This is a genomic window from Cryobacterium sp. PH31-AA6 (assembly GCF_030063195.1).
Lineage (GTDB): Bacteria > Actinomycetota > Actinomycetes > Actinomycetales > Microbacteriaceae > Cryobacterium.
The window spans coordinates 252,391-269,016 of sequence record NZ_JASISS010000002.1; the positions used below are offsets into that span (position 1 = coordinate 252,391).

Annotated in this window: 16 protein-coding genes; 8 read left to right on the plus strand and 8 right to left on the minus strand. The window is 66.5% G+C overall.

Annotation, left to right across the window (positions count from 1 at the left end; genetic code table 11):
- The first annotated feature begins 48 nt into the window (after positions 1 to 48).
- The 3 genes from QMG61_RS03065 to QMG61_RS03075 are packed head-to-tail and all read left to right on the plus strand — an operon-like array spanning position 49 to position 1,393.
- Entirely contained in the window at positions 49 to 330 is a 282-nt protein-coding gene (locus tag QMG61_RS03065) for a DUF3099 domain-containing protein (RefSeq protein WP_283492854.1), read from the plus strand.
- Positions 327 to 554, plus strand: a complete 228-nt coding sequence (locus tag QMG61_RS03070) for a hypothetical protein (protein ID WP_283492855.1) — start codon at positions 327 to 329, stop codon at positions 552 to 554. The genes QMG61_RS03065 and QMG61_RS03070 overlap by 4 nt, the downstream gene beginning before the upstream one ends.
- Complete coding sequence (locus QMG61_RS03075) at positions 551 to 1,393, plus strand: SURF1 family cytochrome oxidase biogenesis protein (RefSeq protein ID WP_283492856.1); 843 nt, start codon at positions 551 to 553, stop codon at positions 1,391 to 1,393. The genes QMG61_RS03070 and QMG61_RS03075 overlap by 4 nt, the downstream gene beginning before the upstream one ends.
- Positions 1,394 to 1,466: 73 nt before the next feature.
- On the opposite strand, the gene QMG61_RS03080 is transcribed toward QMG61_RS03075, so the two are convergent.
- Together QMG61_RS03080 and QMG61_RS03085 are read right to left on the minus strand one after the other, a co-directional pair.
- Positions 1,467 to 3,065, minus strand: a complete 1,599-nt coding sequence (locus QMG61_RS03080) for an ABC-F family ATP-binding cassette domain-containing protein (protein WP_283492857.1) — start codon at positions 3,063 to 3,065, stop codon at positions 1,467 to 1,469.
- A 95-nt stretch (positions 3,066 to 3,160) separates the two neighbouring features.
- A complete protein-coding gene (locus QMG61_RS03085) occupies positions 3,161 to 3,790 on the minus strand; it encodes a TetR/AcrR family transcriptional regulator (protein ID WP_283492858.1) in 630 nt (209 codons plus the stop codon).
- A gap of 83 nt (positions 3,791 to 3,873) precedes the next feature.
- Here QMG61_RS03085 and QMG61_RS03090 point away from each other — a divergent pair, with 83 nt between their 5' ends.
- Complete coding sequence (locus tag QMG61_RS03090; RefSeq protein WP_283492859.1) at positions 3,874 to 4,953, plus strand: flavin-containing monooxygenase; 1,080 nt, start codon at positions 3,874 to 3,876, stop codon at positions 4,951 to 4,953.
- Positions 4,954 to 4,986: 33 nt separating this feature from the next.
- On the opposite strand, the gene QMG61_RS03095 is transcribed toward QMG61_RS03090, so the two are convergent.
- From QMG61_RS03095 to sufB, 5 genes are all read right to left on the minus strand, one after another.
- The gene (locus tag QMG61_RS03095; RefSeq protein WP_283492860.1) at positions 4,987 to 5,316 is read right to left on the minus strand and encodes a metal-sulfur cluster assembly factor; all 330 of its coding nucleotides are present in this window, start codon (positions 5,314 to 5,316) and stop codon (positions 4,987 to 4,989) included.
- A gap of 4 nt (positions 5,317 to 5,320) precedes the next feature.
- Positions 5,321 to 6,085 carry a Fe-S cluster assembly ATPase SufC gene (gene sufC, locus QMG61_RS03100; protein ID WP_283492861.1) on the minus strand — a complete coding sequence of 255 codons (765 nt, stop codon included), beginning with the start codon at positions 6,083 to 6,085 and terminating at the stop codon, positions 5,321 to 5,323.
- Positions 6,086 to 6,165: 80 nt separating this feature from the next.
- Positions 6,166 to 6,492 (minus strand): non-heme iron oxygenase ferredoxin subunit, encoded by a 327-nt coding sequence (locus QMG61_RS03105; RefSeq protein ID WP_283492862.1) that lies wholly within the window; start codon positions 6,490 to 6,492, stop codon positions 6,166 to 6,168.
- A 1-nt stretch (position 6,493) separates the two neighbouring features.
- Positions 6,494 to 7,663, minus strand: coding sequence for a Fe-S cluster assembly protein SufD (gene sufD / locus QMG61_RS03110; protein ID WP_283492863.1), 1,170 nt, complete (start codon positions 7,661 to 7,663; stop codon positions 6,494 to 6,496).
- An 81-nt stretch (positions 7,664 to 7,744) separates the two neighbouring features.
- Positions 7,745 to 9,163 (minus strand): Fe-S cluster assembly protein SufB, encoded by a 1,419-nt coding sequence (gene sufB / locus QMG61_RS03115; RefSeq protein ID WP_283492864.1) that lies wholly within the window; start codon positions 9,161 to 9,163, stop codon positions 7,745 to 7,747.
- Positions 9,164 to 9,430: 267 nt separating this feature from the next.
- On the opposite strand from sufB, the gene QMG61_RS03120 reads away from it, so the two are divergent.
- Positions 9,431 to 10,372, plus strand: a complete 942-nt coding sequence (locus tag QMG61_RS03120; RefSeq protein ID WP_283492865.1) for a COX15/CtaA family protein — start codon at positions 9,431 to 9,433, stop codon at positions 10,370 to 10,372.
- Between the two features lie 79 nt (positions 10,373 to 10,451).
- On the opposite strand, the gene QMG61_RS03125 is transcribed toward QMG61_RS03120, so the two are convergent.
- On the minus strand, positions 10,452 to 11,372 hold the full coding sequence (locus QMG61_RS03125; protein ID WP_283492866.1) for a heme o synthase: 921 nt from the start codon (positions 11,370 to 11,372) through the stop codon (positions 10,452 to 10,454).
- 291 nt (positions 11,373 to 11,663) lie between these two features.
- Here QMG61_RS03125 and tkt point away from each other — a divergent pair, with 291 nt between their 5' ends.
- Genes tkt through QMG61_RS03140 form a run of 3 tightly spaced genes read left to right on the plus strand, consistent with a single transcriptional unit; the run spans position 11,664 to position 16,551 of the window.
- Positions 11,664 to 13,757, plus strand: coding sequence for a transketolase (gene tkt / locus QMG61_RS03130; protein WP_283492867.1), 2,094 nt, complete (start codon positions 11,664 to 11,666; stop codon positions 13,755 to 13,757).
- Between the two features lie 56 nt (positions 13,758 to 13,813).
- Positions 13,814 to 14,947: a transaldolase gene (gene tal / locus QMG61_RS03135; protein WP_283492868.1), complete on the plus strand. Its 1,134-nt coding sequence runs from the start codon at positions 13,814 to 13,816 to the stop codon at positions 14,945 to 14,947.
- Positions 14,944 to 16,551 carry a glucose-6-phosphate isomerase gene (locus QMG61_RS03140; RefSeq protein ID WP_283492869.1) on the plus strand — a complete coding sequence of 536 codons (1,608 nt, stop codon included), beginning with the start codon at positions 14,944 to 14,946 and terminating at the stop codon, positions 16,549 to 16,551. The genes tal and QMG61_RS03140 overlap by 4 nt, the downstream gene beginning before the upstream one ends.
- The last annotated feature ends 75 nt before the right edge of the window (positions 16,552 to 16,626 follow it).

The window sequence follows — 16,626 nt, forward strand, 5'->3', positions numbered from 1 at the left end:
AGGCTTATCAGGCAAATATTTCGCGGGCTGACCGAAGCGATGACATCCATGAAACAGCAGTCGATCACCTCTTTACCTCCCTCACCGGAGGCCGAACGACGCGCCCGGATGATCAAGTATTCGATTGCGATGGGCATCCGCATGGTCTGCATCCTGCTCATGCTGTTCGTGCACGGCTGGTGGCTGCTGGTCTGCGCCGTCGGGGCGATCGTCCTGCCCTATTTCGCCGTGGTTGCCGCGAACGTTCACGGCGGTGCCGCGGCGGGCACCGTGGTGCGGCCCGGCGCGATCGAGGTCTACCGCAAACCCGACGATCGGGGTCGGCAGTGATCGGTCTGGGCGCCGACCTGGAGACGCCCACCTGCTCGAGGGCAGGCTGCCGTCTCGATGCCCTCTGGCGCCTGGACTGGCGCAACCCGCGCATCCACACTGGAGAACGCTTCAAGACCTGGCTCGCTTGCGACCTGCACCTCGACTATCTCCGGGACTTCCTCACGACACGCGACTTCCCGCTCACGGTTTCTCCCCTCTCCGGCGAGACGGCCCAGGCGTGATCGGCTGGAAATTCGCCTTCACCCGCCGGTGGGCCGGCTATCTCGCGCTCACCATCGTTTTCGCCGCGATCTGCGCGGGACTCGGCACCTGGCAGCTCGCGCGCCGCGCCGAGGCCCTGGCCGAGATCGTCAAAGTGGACACCAATTACGATTCGGAGCCGGTCCCGCTCGCGGAGGCCCTGCCGGATCGGACGGACTTCACCGAGTCCCAGAAGTGGTTGCCCGTCGTGATGACCGGCACCTACCTCAAGGCGGACGAGCTCATCGTGCGGAATCGTCCGTTGAACATCCACCCCGGCTTCGAGGTGCTCACCCCGCTCCGGCTGGTCGACGGCACGGTCTTCATCGTCGATCGAGGCTGGCTGCCCACCGGGGACACACCCGACGCTCCTTCCTCGGTCCCGGAGGCACCCGACGGAGTGGTGACGGTCGTCGCCAGACTGAAGGCCGGCGAACCCCAGCTGGCCGGTCGCACCGCCCTGGGGAACCAGATCGCCACGATCAACCTCACCGAGGTGCAGGGCAGGCTCGACCTGCCGACCTACACCGGAGCCTACGGACTGGTGAAGTCAGAGGACCCGGCGCCGGGCGAACGGCCGGTGCCGGTCACCAGGCCGGTCAGGGACGAGGGCCCGCACCTGTCCTACGCCTTCCAATGGTTCGTCTTCGCGCTGATGGCGTTCATCGGTCTTGGCTGGTCGGTTCGCCAGGAGTTCAGGGCGGTCAACGCCGACGACCCGCAGGAGCGTTCCCGGGCTCAGGAGCGGGCCAGGCGCCAGGCCGCGAAGCCGCGCAGCGACGCCGAGATCGAGGACGATCTCATCGATTTCCCCCGCTGACGCCCGAAGCCCGGGCGTCAGGCCAGGGTGATCAGGCCAGGGTGATCAGGCCTGGGTGATCAGGCCAGGGTGATCAGGCCAGGGTGATCAGGTCGAGGTAGTCCTTGTTCCAGTGGTCCTCGGTGCCGTCCGGCATGATCAGGACCCGCTCGGGGTTGAGGGCCTCGACGGCACCCTCATCGTGGCTGACGAGCACCACCGCGCCGCTGTAGTGCGCGAGGGCATCGAGGATCTCCTCGCGACTGGCCGGGTCCAGGTTGTTGGTCGGTTCGTCCAGCAGCAGCACGTTCGCCCCCGACACGACAATCATGGCCAGGGCAAGCCGGGTCTTCTCGCCACCCGAGAGTACGCCAGCCGGCTTGTGTGAATCGTCTCCGGTGAAGAGAAACGAGCCGAGCACCCGCCTGGCCTCCATCTCGGTGATGTTGGGTGAGGACGAGACCATGTTCTCGAGCACGCTGCGCTTGACGTCGATGGTCTCGTGTTCCTGGGCGTAATAGCCGATTCGCAGGCCGTGGCCCGGCTCGATCCGTCCGGTGTCCGGCTTGTCCACGCCCGCGAGCATTCGCAGCAGGGTGGTCTTGCCCGCGCCGTTCAGGCCGAGGATGACGACCTTGGACCCGCGGTCGATGGCGAGGTCGACCGCGGCGAAGATCTCCAGGGAACCGTAGCTCTTGGACAGGTCGGTCGCCATCAGCGGGGTGCGGCCACACGGGGCCGGCTCGGGGAAACGCAGCTTGGCCACGCGATCGACGGCGCGCACGGCGTCGAGCCCCGACAGAAGCTTCTCGGCGCGGGCCACCATCTGGTGGGCCGCGGCCGCCTTGCTCGCCTTGGCACCGAACTTGGCGGCCTGCAGCTGCAGCGTGGAGGCCTTCTTCTCCGCGTTGGCGCGTTCCTTCTTGCGGCGGTCGGCATCCGCGACGCGCTGGCGCTGGTAGTTCTTCCAGTTCATGTTGTAGATGTCGATGACCATGCGGTTGGCATCGAGGTAGAAGACCCGGTTGACGGTGTCTCCGACGAGTTCGATGTCGTGGCTGATGATGATGCAGCCGCCGCGGTAGCTCTTCACGAATTCGCGCAGCCAGACGACGGAGTCGGCGTCGAGGTGGTTGGTCGGTTCGTCGAGGATCATCGTTTCGGCGGCGGAGAAGAGGATGCGCGCGAGTTCGATCCTGCGCCGCTGGCCACCGGAGAGCGTCTTCAGCTGCTGGTCGAGGATGCGGTCGGGAAGATTGAGGTTGCTGGCGATCGAGGCTGCTTCCGCCTCGGCGGCGTACCCGCCCAGGGCGTTGAACTGGTCGGTCAGCGACCCGTAAGTGCGCATCGCCTTGGCGGAGACCTTGGGGTCCGTGCTGCCCATGTCGAGGCCGGCCTGGTTGAGTCCCAGGGAGATCGTGCCGAGACCGCGGGCGTCCAGGATCCGGGTGCGGGCGAGCATCTCCGGGTCGCCGGAGCGGGGGTCCTGGGGCAGGTAGCCGATCTCGCCGGTGCGGCCGATCTCGCCCTTCGTCGGCACGGTCTCCCCCGCCAGTGTCTTGGTCAGGGTCGTCTTTCCCGCACCGTTGCGGCCGACCAGGCCGATTTTGTCACCGGCTGAGACCCGGAAACTGACGTCTTCCATGAGCACGCGCGCCCCAACTCGGATCTCGAGATTTTGCACACTGAGCACAGCAATAGTCCGTTCACGGGGGTTGTGGGATTTATCGGCCCAACCGGGCCAGCTATCCAGTATATTTGTTCGCTCGTCCCCGCGCGCGCAGGGAGCTAAGTCAGTGCCCCGCTGAGCGTCTTGAGCACCCACTCACGGTAGGCCGGGACAGACCAGCCCAGGTCGATCACCAGCGACCGGTAGACCTGCGGATGACCGATCGCCCAGATCGCGGCGGCGGCCTCATGATCGCTCAGGCCCGAGCGAAGTCCGCGCAAAGTCCGCAGGGTGGATGCGGCCTCACCGTAGTTGTGCAGACGCTGCGCCGCCCGACGCAGTTCGAGCTTCGCCACCTCCGGGTCGACGCCCGCGGCCTGGGTGATCACCCGGTGAACGCCCGCGGTGCGGGCGTTCACCTCGACGAACCAGTCCGCGAGGATTCCGACCACCTCCGCTGACGTACCCGCGGCCGCGACTCGCTTCCGCATGAAGGTCGGCACGAGCGTCGGAGCATCGGGACCGGCGGCCGAGCGATCGAGCACGGCCGACAGCACGTCGGCCTTTCCACCGATCGAGTTGTAGATGGTCTGCACGGCGACGCCCGCGCTCTCCGCGATGGCGGCGATCGAGGTCGGTACATAGCCCCGTTCGAGCATCAGGCGCGAGGCGGCCTCGACGATCACCGCTCGGGTGGCCGCACTCTGTCTCGTGCGCCGCGTGGCCTGTGTTTCAGGGGGGAAATCCATTTCATTAGCATATCGTTCCAGTGACTGTAATGGTATTCTAATTGCATCATCGGAGCGTGCGACGAGGAAAAACGGAGGTCAGAATGACCGGGCCAGTGGAAACGACGGATGTCTGCATCATCGGAGCGGGGCAGGCAGGCCTGGCGATGGCCCGCGAGCTCGCCGGCCGGTCTCGCGAGTGTCTCGTGATCGACCGGACGGAGCGGATCGGCGATTCCTGGCGGGAACGTTGGGATTCGCTTCGACTCTTCACCCCCGCCGAACACGACGGCCTGCCGGGACTCCCGTTCCCCGGCGCGCGGGGCACGTTTCCGACCAAGAACGAGATGGCGGACTACCTGGCCGTCGCTGCGGCGGATGTCGGTGACCGGCTCCGACTTGACCGGGAGGTGCGCGCCATCGCGCCGGAGGGCGGAGGCTGGCGCGTCGAGACCGCTGTCGGCACCGTGGCTGCCCGGTTCGTCGTGGTGGCAACGGGTGCGCACGACCGGCCCCACGTCCCCGCCCTGGCCGGCGGCCTCGCACCGGAGATCCGGCAGATCCACTCTGCGGAGTACCGGAACCCGTCGTCGGTGGCCGACGGCCCGGTCATCGTGGTCGGGGCGGGCACGTCGGGCACGCAGATCGCGATCGAGCTGGCCGCCTCGCGCCCGGTCTTCCTCGCCGGGCGACCGACCCCCGAGATCCCGCCGGTTCTGCTGCGGCGCGCCGGCGGGCTGTACTGGCGGTTCGTGAACGGAGTGCTGACCAGGCGCACGCCGATCGGACGCCGCGTCGCCGCCGGGTTCCACGACCGGGGCGCGCCCCTGATCGGCGTCGGCGCGAGGCAGCTGAGCGCGGCAGGGGTTCGGCGCCTGTCCCGCTTCGAATCGGTGGGGAACGGGCGCCCGGTCACGCCGGAGTACCCGTCAGCGGGTGAGAGCGTCGCAACGGTCGTCTGGTGCACCGGATACCGGCCCGATTTCGACTGGGTTCCCGGTCTCCCCTGTGACGCCACGGGCTGGCCGGTGCATGAGCGCGGCGTCGTGTCGGCCAGGCCCGGGCTCTTCTTCCTCGGGCTGCCGTTCCAGTACGCCCTGACCAGCGCCCTGATCGGCGGCGTCGGCCGTGATGCGCGCCACCTCGCCGACCAGATGACACAGCGGATGCCCACGCGAGTGTGATCGCGCGGGCATCCGCTGGCTGAACGAGGTCGGCTAGATCGAGAAGCCGAGGGCGCGCATCATGTCGCGGCCGTCGTCGGTGATCTTCTCCGGGCCCCACGGCGGCATCCACACCCAGTTGATCCGGAACTGGTCGACGACGCCGTCCAGGGCCTCGGCAGTCTGCTCCTCGAGCACGTCGGTCAGCGGGCAGCCCGCCGAGGTCAACGTCATGTGGATGATCAGGGCGTCATTCTCTTCGTCCCAACCCAGGTCGTAGATCAGACCGAGGTCGACGACGTTGATGCCCAGTTCGGGGTCCATGACGTCTTTGAGCGCCTCTTCGATTTCGTCGAATCGCGCCGGTGTGAGCGATGAAACCATGCTTTTAGCCTACGTTCGATTCGGTCAGAAAGCGATCGTAGCCCTCGTCCTCAAGCCGGTCTGCGAGCTCAGGTCCACCCTGCTCCGCGATGCGTCCGTCAACGAAGACGTGGACGAAGTCGGGCGTGATGTACCGCAGGATGCGGGTGTAGTGAGTGATCAGGAGCAGACCGAGGCCGGTGTTCTCCTTGGCCCGGTTCACGCCTTCCGACACGATCTTGAGCGCGTCGACGTCGAGGCCGGAGTCCGTCTCGTCGAGAACGGCGAACCGGGGCTTGAGCAGTTCGAGCTGGAGGATCTCGTTGCGCTTCTTCTCACCGCCGGAGAACCCTTCGTTGACGTTGCGCTCGGCGAAGCTCTTGTCCATGCGCAGTCGGGACATCGACTCGCGAACGTCCTTGATCCAGGTGCGGATGGCCGGCGCCTCACCGTCGATCGCCGTCTTGGCCGTGCGGAGGAAGTTGGTGACGGTGACGCCGGGAATCTCGACCGGGTACTGCATGGCCAGGAAGAGTCCGGCCCTCGCGCGCTGGTCGACGGTCATGGTGGTGACCTCTTCGCCATCGAGCAGGATGGAACCGCTGTCGACGTGGTACTTGGGGTGGCCGGCGATTGTGTAGGCGAGGGTGGACTTGCCCGAGCCGTTCGGGCCCATGATGGCGTGGATTTCGCCCTCGTTGATGGTCAGGTTGACCCCGCGCAGGATCTGCTTGGTGCCCTGGTCGGTCTCGACGCTGACGTGCAGGTCTTTGATCTCAAGAACAGACATGAATTCGCAATCTCTTTCATTCTTCGGCGCTGAGGCCGGTAAGTTGGTGGCGCTTCGGCCGGGGAGGAAGGTGCCGAGGTTCAGACGGGAACGATGACGGCAGGGTCGATGTAGACGTCACCGTCGATCAGCTCGACCTTGAAGACCGGGACGGGCTCATAGGCCGGCAGGTTCAGGGGCTTGCCCGTCTTCAGGGAGAACTTGGAGCCGTGAGCCCAGCACTCGACGGTGTCGTCCTCGACGAACCCCTCGGACAGGGAGATGTCCCCGTGCGTGCACGTGTCGCCGATGGCGAAAACATCGCCGGCCGCGTCACGGACGACCACGATGGGCACCCCGTCAATTTCGACCTTGACGGCCTCATTGGCTTCGAGTTCGTCGAACGCGCAGATTTTCGTGGACGCCATGTTACTTTTCCTCTGTTCCGCGGAGTTCCGCTTCGATCGCTGCCTGGAGGCGGTCTTCGAGTGCTGGGGAGCCGATCTGCTGCACGATTTCAATGAGGAAGCCACGCACGACGAGTCGGCGAGCTTCCTCTTCCGTGATGCCCCTGGACTGCAGGTAGAAGAGCTGCTCGTCGTCGAAGCGTCCGGTCGCGCTGGCGTGGCCCGCACCCTTGATGTCGCCGGTCTCGATTTCCAGGTTCGGAATCGAGTCGGCGCGGGTGCCCTCGGTGAGCACCAGGTTGCGGTTCTGCTCGTAGCTGTCAGTGCCGGCCGCCTGTCGGCCGATCAGAACGTCGCCGATCCAGACGGTGCGTGCGCCCTTGCCCTGCAGCGCACCCTTGTAGGTAACGCGGCTGCGGCTGTTCGGGGCGTCGTGGTTGACGTAGACCTGCTGTTCGAGGTGCTGTCCGGCATCGGCAAAGTAGAGGCCGAGGAGCTCGGTGTCCGAACCCGAACCGGCCAGGCGTACCGACGGGTTCACCCGCACGATGCTGCCGCCGAGCGAAACGACGATGTGCTTGAGGCGCGCGTCTCGTCCGATCGTCGCGAAGTGATTCGCGAGGTGCACGGCACCGTCGTTCCATTCCTGGAGGGTCACCACCGTGAGGTTCGCCGAATCGCCGAGGATGATCTCCACGTTCTCAGTCAGTCGTGCCTCGCCGACGTTCTCGAGGATCACGACCGCCTGGCTGAACGGCTTCGCTTCGATGATGGTGTGCGCCCCGCGCGGCGCGGAGCCGAGGTGAGCGCGGGACACCGTGATCTCCTTGGCTTCCTCGCCACCGACGGTGATCGCGAGGGCCTGCTCGAAGCTCGTCCAGGCATTGGCCGCTGCTCGTTCTTCGGGCGCGCCGGCGGTACCGATCCGGGGATCGGTCCGATCGACCCAGGCGACGGTCACGTCGGCGCTCGGGGTGGAGTCGACCTGGTAGGTCGATCCGTCGAGGTCACCGGCCGTGAGATCGGTGAACTTGGCGACAGGGGAGAGCTTCCAGACGGCTTCCCGACCGGTCACCGGCGCGAAGTCCGCGACGTTGACGCTCTTGAACCGGCCGGAACGGGTCTGGACCGGCACAAAACCGAACCGCCCGTCCGAATGTTCCTTGATTCCGTGCTGCTCTTCGGTGGGCATTGCTTCGGTTGTAGGCACCGTGGGGGTCACTGCCGATTCTTGAGTGGGTGAGACGTGTGTAGGTGTGGGGGCGGCGGACATTTAGCCGACGGATCCTTCCATGCCCATTTCAATGAGCTTGTTGAGTTCGAGGGCGTACTCCATCGGGAGCTCCCGTGCGATGGGCTCGATGAAGCCGCGCACGATCATGGCCATGGCTTCGTCCTCCGGCATGCCGCGGCTCATCAGGTAGAACAGCTGCTCTTCACTGACCCGTGAAACCGTGGCCTCGTGGCCGAGCTGCACGTCGTCGACACGGATGTCGATCGACGGGTAGGTGTCGGAGCGCGACTTGGTGTCGACCAGAAGGGCGTCACAGCGCACGGTGTTCGCCGAGTGGTGCGCGGTGGCATCCACCCGCACTTCGCCGCGGTAGCCGGAGCGGCCGCCGCCTCTGGCGATGGACTTCGACACGATCGACGACTGCGTGTACGGCGCCATGTGGATCATCTTGGCGCCCGCGTCCTGGTGCTGGCCGGGGCCGGCGAAGGCCACGGAGAGGGTTTCGCCCTTGGCGTGCTCCCCCATCAGGTAGATCGACGGGTACTTCATCGTCACCTTGGAGCCGATGTTGCCGTCGATCCATTCCATCGTGGCCCCCTCGGCGGCCGTGGCGCGCTTGGTGACGAGGTTGTAGACGTTGGTCGACCAGTTCTGGATGGTCGTGTAGCGAACGCGGGCGTCCTTCTTCACGATGATCTCGACGACCGCGGAGTGCAGCGAGTCGGACGAGTAGATCGGGGCGGTGCAGCCCTCGATGTAGTGCACGTAGCTGCCCTCGTCGGCGATGATCAGCGTGCGCTCGAACTGGCCCATGTTCTCGGTGTTGATCCGGAAGTAGGCCTGGAGCGGGATTTCAACGTGCACGCCGGGCGGCACGTAGACGAAGGAACCGCCGGACCAGACCGACGTGTTCAGCGCGGCGAACTTGTTGTCGCCGGAGGGAATGACGGTGCCGAAGTACTCCTCAAAGATCTCCGGGTGCTCCTTGAGAGCCGTGTCGGTGTCCATGAAGATGACACCCTGGGCTTCGAGCTCCTCGTTGATCTGGTGGTAGACCACCTCGGACTCGTACTGGGCCGCGACGCCGGACACGAGGCGCTGGCGCTCAGCCTCGGGGATGCCGAGCTTTTCGTAGGTGTTCTTAATGTCGTCGGGCAGGTCGTCCCAGGTCTGGGCCTGCTTCTCGGTCGACCGCACGAAGTACTTGATGTTGTCGAAGTCGATGCCGGACAGGTCGGCACCCCAGGTCGGCATGGGCTTGCGCTCGAACAACTCGAGGGCCTTCAGCCGTCGCTTGAGCATCCAGGCCGGCTCGTTCTTGAGCTTGGAGATGTCGGTGACAACCTCCGGCGAGATTCCACGGCGGGCGGATGCGCCGGCCGCGTCGGAGTCGGACCAACCGAATTCGTAGACACCGAGCCCCGCGAGTTCGGGGCGGTCGAGCAGGACGTCAGACATATTTACCTCTTCTCCCATCCACGGCAACCCGGATATTAGTCCGGTCATTCCCGGACAGGTCTTCCGAAGGAGGCCTGTCAGGGAACGGGTTGCGTGGGCGGCTACGTTGCGTACCTAAGATGTTTCAAGACGACGTGGTTCTCTTCCGCGGTTGAGTCAACCGCGGTCGAGCCGCCCAGGAAACACCTAATTCTACAGGCTAGCGATGGGATTAGTAGTGCGATCCGGCGTTTTCACATGTGCCACAGCGAAGAGGAAGTAGAACCGGTGAAGCGGATTTTGGAATGGTTGCCGATGAGCGTCGACGGACGGGTCCGGGTTATCGCCTGGATCTACCTCGCCACCCAGATCCTTCTCGTCGGCACCGGAGGCCTCGTGCGCCTGACCGGCTCCGGCCTCGGCTGCCCCACCTGGCCGCGCTGCACGGACGGATCCTTCGTCAATACACCCGAGATGGGCATCCACGGGGTGATCGAATTCGGCAATCGCCTGCTCGGCGTCGTGCTGGGACTCGTGGCCATCGCCGCGTTCCTGGCCGTCGTGCGGCTGCGCCGTTCTCGCCCCGACCTGTTCCGGATCGCACTCCTGGCGGGCCTGGGCATCCCTGCGCAGGCCGTCATCGGCGGTGTGAGCGTGCTCGTGAAGCTGAACCCGTATGTGGTCGGGCTGCACTTCGTCATCTCGGTGGCTCTGGTGGCGCTCTGCACGGTCTTCGTCTTCCGGGTCTACACCGGCAACTCGCCCAGGGTGTCGGCGGTGCCCGGCTGGTTTCGGTTCCTGGCCCACGTCACGGCGGTGGTCATCCTGGTCACGATTCTCGTCGGCATCGTCACCACCGGGTCGGGTCCGCACGCCGGCGACGCGAACGCGCCACGTAACGGCCTCGACTCCGAACTGCTGCAGCACGTGCACAGCTGGCCGGCCTATCTGACCCTGGCACTCACGATTGCGCTCGTCATCGCCTCGGTCGCGCTCGCACTTCCCCCGCGCGGCTGGGCCGTCCTGCTGCTGATCATCGAGGTCGGCCAGGTCGGAATCGGGCTGCTCCAGGCGAACATCGGGCTGCCGCCCCTGCTCGTGGGAATGCACATGGTCCTGTCCTGCGTGCTCGCCGCGGGAATGACCGCGGTCATCTTGAATCTCTCGGTCCCGGTCGCGGCAGGGACGCCGACGGCGACCCCGGTAACGACCGGCACCGCGGCACGCTAGGCGCTGCTCTCGGCTCGCTCCTCGGGGCGCAGGCACCACGGAATCGTGGTCGACGGAACGCCCACCGGGTGGAGACAGGTCAGAAGGGCAGCAGCGGGTCGACGCCGACGGCGACGAACAGGAGCGTCAGGTAGACGATCGACCCGTGGAAGACCCGCATCGGCGACACCTGTTCGTGACGGATGGCCAGGTCGTACAGGCGGTGGGTCTCGTAGATGAACCAGCCTCCGGTGACCAGGGCCGTGAACGAGTAGACCAGTCCCATCCCGGCGATGGGGATGAGCAGCAGGGAGCAGGCAACGGTCGCCCAGGCGTAGAGGATGACCTGGAGGCCGACCTGGCTGCGGCCACGGACCACGGCGAGCATGGGAACCCCGGCGGCCCGGTAATCGCTGCGGTACTTCATCGACAGTGGCCAATAGTGCGGCGGGGTCCAGAGGAAGATGATCAGGAACAGGATGAACGGGGGCCAGGACAAGTCGCCCGTGACAGCGGCCCAGCCGATCAGAACCGGCATGCAGCCGGCGATGCCGCCCCAGACGATGTTCTGTGCGGTGCGTCGCTTGAGAACCAGGGTGTAGAAGACGACGTAAAGCAGGATCGCGCCGAGCGACAGCAGCGCGGCCAGCCAGTTGGTGAACGCCCACAGCCAGACGATGGACAACACGCCGAGGACCCACGCGAACACGAGGGCCTCTCGGTCGCTCAGCTCCCCCGTCACCAGCGGCCGATTCTTGGTGCGGTCCATCAGCCGGTCGATGTCCCGGTCGATGTAGCAGTTAAAGGCACCGGCCGACCCGGCGCTGAACGCGCCGCCGACGAGGGTCGCGAGCACGAGCCACAGGCTCGGGATGCCCTGCTGGGCGAGGAACATCGTCGGCGCGGTCACGACGAGCAGGAGTTCGACGACTCTGGGCTTGGTCAGCGACAGGTAGGCAAGGAACGTTCGTCGGAACGTACGCGTTGCGCTCACGGTGGGGTTGGAGGCGGGTCCGGGCATGACTCCTCTTACGCTGTGCATTGTGAGACGAGTCTAGGCGATCCGGCGGCCGCGATCCGGCAGCACCCCGGCCATGGCGGGGCACGCGGTCATTCACCGTCACGTACTGGGCCGTTTCCCGGCCATTGCCTATACTGGGGGTGCTCGCCAATCTCGGTGCATGCGCGGATCCACCGAAGTCGGGCTTCTGCGGCAATGCCGCGATGACGTCGATGTCCATGGGCGCGCTCAATCCAATGGGTGCGGGTTCACGACAACCTGCCCCTTTTGTCTACGAAGGGTCAAGACCAAGTGGCAGCACTGCAGTGGGATTCGATTGACAACAAGGCGGTCGACACGGCACGCGTGCTCGCGGCCGACGCCGTAGAGAAGGTCGGGAACGGACACCCAGGAACGGCGATGAGCCTCGCTCCGGCCGCCTACCTGCTGTTCCAGAAGGTCATGCGCCGAGACCCCGCCGACAACGACTGGCTCGGCCGCGACCGGTTCATCCTCTCGGTCGGTCACAGCTCCCTCACGCAGTACGTGCAGTTGTACCTCGGTGGCTACGGCCTCGAACTCGACGACCTCAAGGCACTCCGCACCTGGGGTTCGAAGACGCCGGGTCACCCGGAATACGGTCACACCGACGGCGTGGAGATCACCACCGGGCCGCTCGGCCAGGGTCTCGCCTCCGCCGTGGGCTTCGCCTACGCCGCCCGCTTCGAGCGCGGACTGTTCGACCCGGAGGCTGCCGCGGGAACCAGCCCGTTCGACCACTTCGTCTACGTGATCGCCGGCGATGGCGACCTGCAGGAGGGCATCACCAGCGAGGCATCCTCGCTCGCCGGCCACCAGCAGCTCGGCAACCTGATCGCAATCTACGACAGCAACCAGATTTCAATCGAAGACGACACCAAGATCGCCTTCACCGAGGATGTCGCCGCCCGCTACGAGGCCTACAACTGGCACGTGCAGACGGTGGATTGGAAGAAGACCGGCGTCTACGTCGAAGACCTGCACGCCCTCAACGACGCGATCGATGCCGCCAAGGGCGAGACTGACAAGCCGTCTCTGATCATCCTGAAGACCATCATCGGCTGGCCCAGCCCAAGGAAGCAGAACACCGGCAAGATCCACGGATCGGCCCTCGGCGCCGAGGAGCTGGCCGCAGTGAAGGAAATCCTGGGCTTCGACCCGGCACAGACCTTCGAGGTCGCCGACGAGGTCATCGAGCACACCCGCAAGGCGCTCAAGCGCGGCGCAGCGGCGCACTCCGAGTGGGATGCGACGTTCGGAGTCTGGGCGGAAGCGAACCCCGAGCGCAAGGCGCTGCTCGACCGGGTACTGTCCGGCGAGCTGCCCAAGGGCGTCGAAGCGGCACTGCCCGTGTTCGAGGGCGGCACCGAGGTGTCGACCCGTGCCGCCTCCGGAAAGGTTCTCACCGCCCTCGGCGCGGTCATCCCCGAACTGTGGGGAGGCTCCGCCGACCTCGCCGAGTCGAACAACACGACCATCGGCGGCGCGGCCTCGTTCATCCCGGGCGAGCATTCCACCCACGAGTGGACCGGTAACGAGTACGGCCGGGTGCTGCACTTCGGTATTCGCGAGCACGCCATGGCCGCGATCCTCAACGGAATCGTGCTGCACGGCAACACCCGCCCGTTCGGTGGCACCTTCCTCATCTTCAGCGACTATATGCGCCCCGCAATCCGGCTTGCCGCGTTGATGAAGACACCGTCGATCTTCGTCTGGACTCACGACTCCGTGGCCCTCGGCGAGGACGGTCCGACCCACCAGCCGATCGAGCAGCTCGCCACCCTGAGGGCCATCCCCGGGCTGGACGTGGTGCGCCCCGGCGACGCCAACGAGGTCGCCTGGGCCTGGAAGACCATCCTGGAACGCCGTAACGGTCCGGCCGGAATCGTGCTGACCCGCCAGAACATTCCAGTGTTCACCCGCGGTGACTCCGACGCCGCCGGCGATGTTCTCGCGTCCGCGCGAAACGTGGCCAAGGGCGCGTACATCCTGGCCGAGGCCGCGAACGGAACGCCAGACGTGATCCTGATCGGAACCGGCTCCGAGGTCCAGCTCGCCCTGGCCGCCAGGGAGCTGCTGAAGGCGGACGGCATCAATGCCCGTGTCGTCTCGGCGCCGAGCCTCGAATGGTTCGCCGAGCAGTCGGCCGAGTACCGTGAGTCCGTCCTTCCGAGAAGCGTCACCGCACGGGTATCGATCGAGGCCGGAATCGCGTTGACCTGGAATAGCTACGTCGGTGACCGCGGTCGCAGCATTTCGATCGAGCACTTCGGTGCCTCGGCCGATTACAAGACCCTGTTCCGCGAATTCGGCATCACCACGGAGGCAGTCGTCGCCGCAGCCAAGGATTCGATCGCCGCGATCTGAGAGTCAGACACGCGCTTCACCCACACCTGAATTACCCGCTTCACAAGGAGATAAATATGACCGAGAACACTCCCCTCGCCGAGCTGTCCGCAGCCGGCGTCAGCATTTGGCTCGATGACCTGTCCCGCGAACGCATCGTTTCCGGCGGCCTGGCCAACCTGATCGACACGAAGAACGTCGTGGGCGTGACCACCAACCCGACCATCTTCGCCGGCGCCCTGAGCAAGGGCGAGGCATACGCGGACCAGGTGGCGGCACTCGCCGCTTCCGGCGCCACGGTGCAGGACGCCGTCTTCGAGATCACCACCGACGACGTGCGCGCCGCCAGCGACATCTTCCGCCCCGTCTACGACCGCACCGGCGGAGTCGACGGCCGAGTCTCGATCGAGGTCGAGCCCGGGCTGGCGCACGACGCGGATGGCACGTTCGCCCAGGCCCAGGAACTGTGGGCAAAGGTGGACCGGCCGAACGCCATGATCAAGATCCCCGCGACCATCGAGGGTCTCGACGCGATCACCGCGACCATCGCCCAGGGCATCAGCGTCAATGTCACCCTCATCTTCAGCCTGGAGCGTCACCGCCAGGTCATCAACGCGTACCTGTCCGGTCTCGAGAAGGCCCGTGCGGCCGGCCACGACCTGTCGACAATCCACTCCGTGGCCTCGTTCTTCGTGTCCCGGGTCGACACCGAGATCAACCAACGCCTCGAAGCCATCGGCACCGAAGCCGCCATCGCCCTGAAGAGCAAGGCCGGCGTCGCCAACGCACAGCTGGCCTATGAGGTCTTCCAGCAGGCGTTCTCCAGCGAGCGTGCCCTCGGCCTGATCGCGGCGGGCGCCAACAAGCAGCGCCCGCTCTGGGCGTCGACCGGCGTCAAGGACCCGACCCTGCCCGACACCCTCTACGTGACCAACCTGGTCGCCCCCGAGGTCGTCAACACGATGCCCGAGAAGACGCTCGAGGCGACACTCGACCACGGCGTCGTCCCCGCGGACTCGGTCACCGGCGCCTACGACGAGGCAAACGCGGTGCTCGACGCCCTTGCCAACGAGGGAGTCTCCTACGTCGATGTCACCCAGGTCCTCGAGGCCGAGGGCGTCGCCAAGTTCATCGTGTCCTGGAATGAACTCCTCGAGACCGTCTCCGTTGCGCTTGCCGCCGCGAAAGCGACCACCGGGTCAGCACTGTGAGCTTCCGCATCTCGGTCAGCGGCGCCGCCGCTGACGCCGTGCGCAGCACGGTACCCACCCTCGTGACCGATCTGGTCGCATCCGGCATCACCGCGCTCGACCCGGCCCTCTGGGGACCGGAGGCCGAGGACGAGGCAGGCAAACGCCTGGGCTGGACCGAGTCGGTCTCCGACTCCCGGCCGCTCGTCCCCGAGATCCTGGCGCTGCGCGACGAGTTGCGGGCCGCCGGAGTGGACCGAATCGCTCTCGCCGGCATGGGCGGCTCCTCGCTCGCGCCGGAGGTCATCACCCGCACCGCCGGCGTTCCGCTGACCGTGCTCGACTCGACCGACCCCGGCCAGGTCCTCGCCGCGTTGGGCGTCCACCTCACCTCCACGGCACTGGTCGTCTCGTCGAAGTCGGGCTCCACCGCGGAAACCGACAGCCAGCGTCGCGTCTTCGAACGGGCGTTCCGTGAGGCCGGTATCGACCCAGCCGAGCGGATCATCGTCGTCACCGACCCGGGTTCCCCGCTCGACGCCGACGCACGCGCCGCCGGCTACCGCGTCTTCAACGCAGACCCCACGGTCGGCGGTCGTTTCTCCGTGCTCACCGCCTTCGGCCTGGTGCCGTCCGGCCTCGCCGGTGTCGACATCGCCGGGTTGCTCGACGAAGCAGAGGCGATCTCCGTCGCCCTGGCCGTCGACAGCCCCGAGAACCCGGGACTCATCCTCGGCGCTGCGATCGCCGCGACCAGCCCCCGCAGGGACAAGCTCGCGATCCTGTCCGACGGTACCCACATCGTTGGTTTCGCCGACTGGGCCGAGCAGCTCATCGCCGAGTCCACCGGCAAGCAGGGCACCGGCATTCTCCCGGTCGTTCTCGGCCTCGACGCCCCCGAGCTGTCGGAGAACCTTCCGGACGTTCAGGTCGTACGCCTCGTCGCCGACGCCGGCCTCGACGTTTTCTCGGACAACGACGGTGCCGACGAGATCCGCGTCAGCGGAACCCTCGGCGCGCAGTTCCTGGTCTGGGAATACGCCACCGTGATCGCGGGTCGGCTGCTCGGCATCAACCCGTTCGACCAGCCCGATGTGGAGGCCGCCAAGATCGCCACCCGGGGTCTGCTCGACGCGCGCCCCGAGCCGGTGCCTGCGGCGTTCATCTCCGGCGGCATCGAGGTCAGGGGAACCGCCCATGTCATCGGGGCGGCCAGCGACCTGGCTTCGGCCATCGACGCGCTCCTCGAGGAACTCGGCCCGGACGGCTACGTCTCCGTGCAGGCCTACGTCAACCGACTCGCCCTGCCGCAGCTCGCGGAGATCCGCGACCTGCTTGCGGCGCTGTCCAAGCGACCGGTGACATTCGGTTGGGGACCTCGGTTCCTGCACTCGACCGGCCAGCTCCACAAGGGCGGTCCGGCATCGGGCGTCTTCCTGCAGATCCTGGCGACTCCCCCCGTCGACCTGGATATCCCGGATCGTCCCTTCACCTTCGGCGAGCTCATCCAGGCCCAGGCCAGCGGCGATGCGAGCGTTCTGGCCGACCACGGTCGCCCGGTGCTCACGCTGACGCTGACCGATCCGGGCGCGAACGTCGCGACCCTCTTCGCGGCCCTGCGCTAGCCACTCGCGGGCCGGCCCCATCCGGGCCGGCCCCACCCCGGCCGTCCGCGGCCACGCTGTCGTCCACACTCTGAA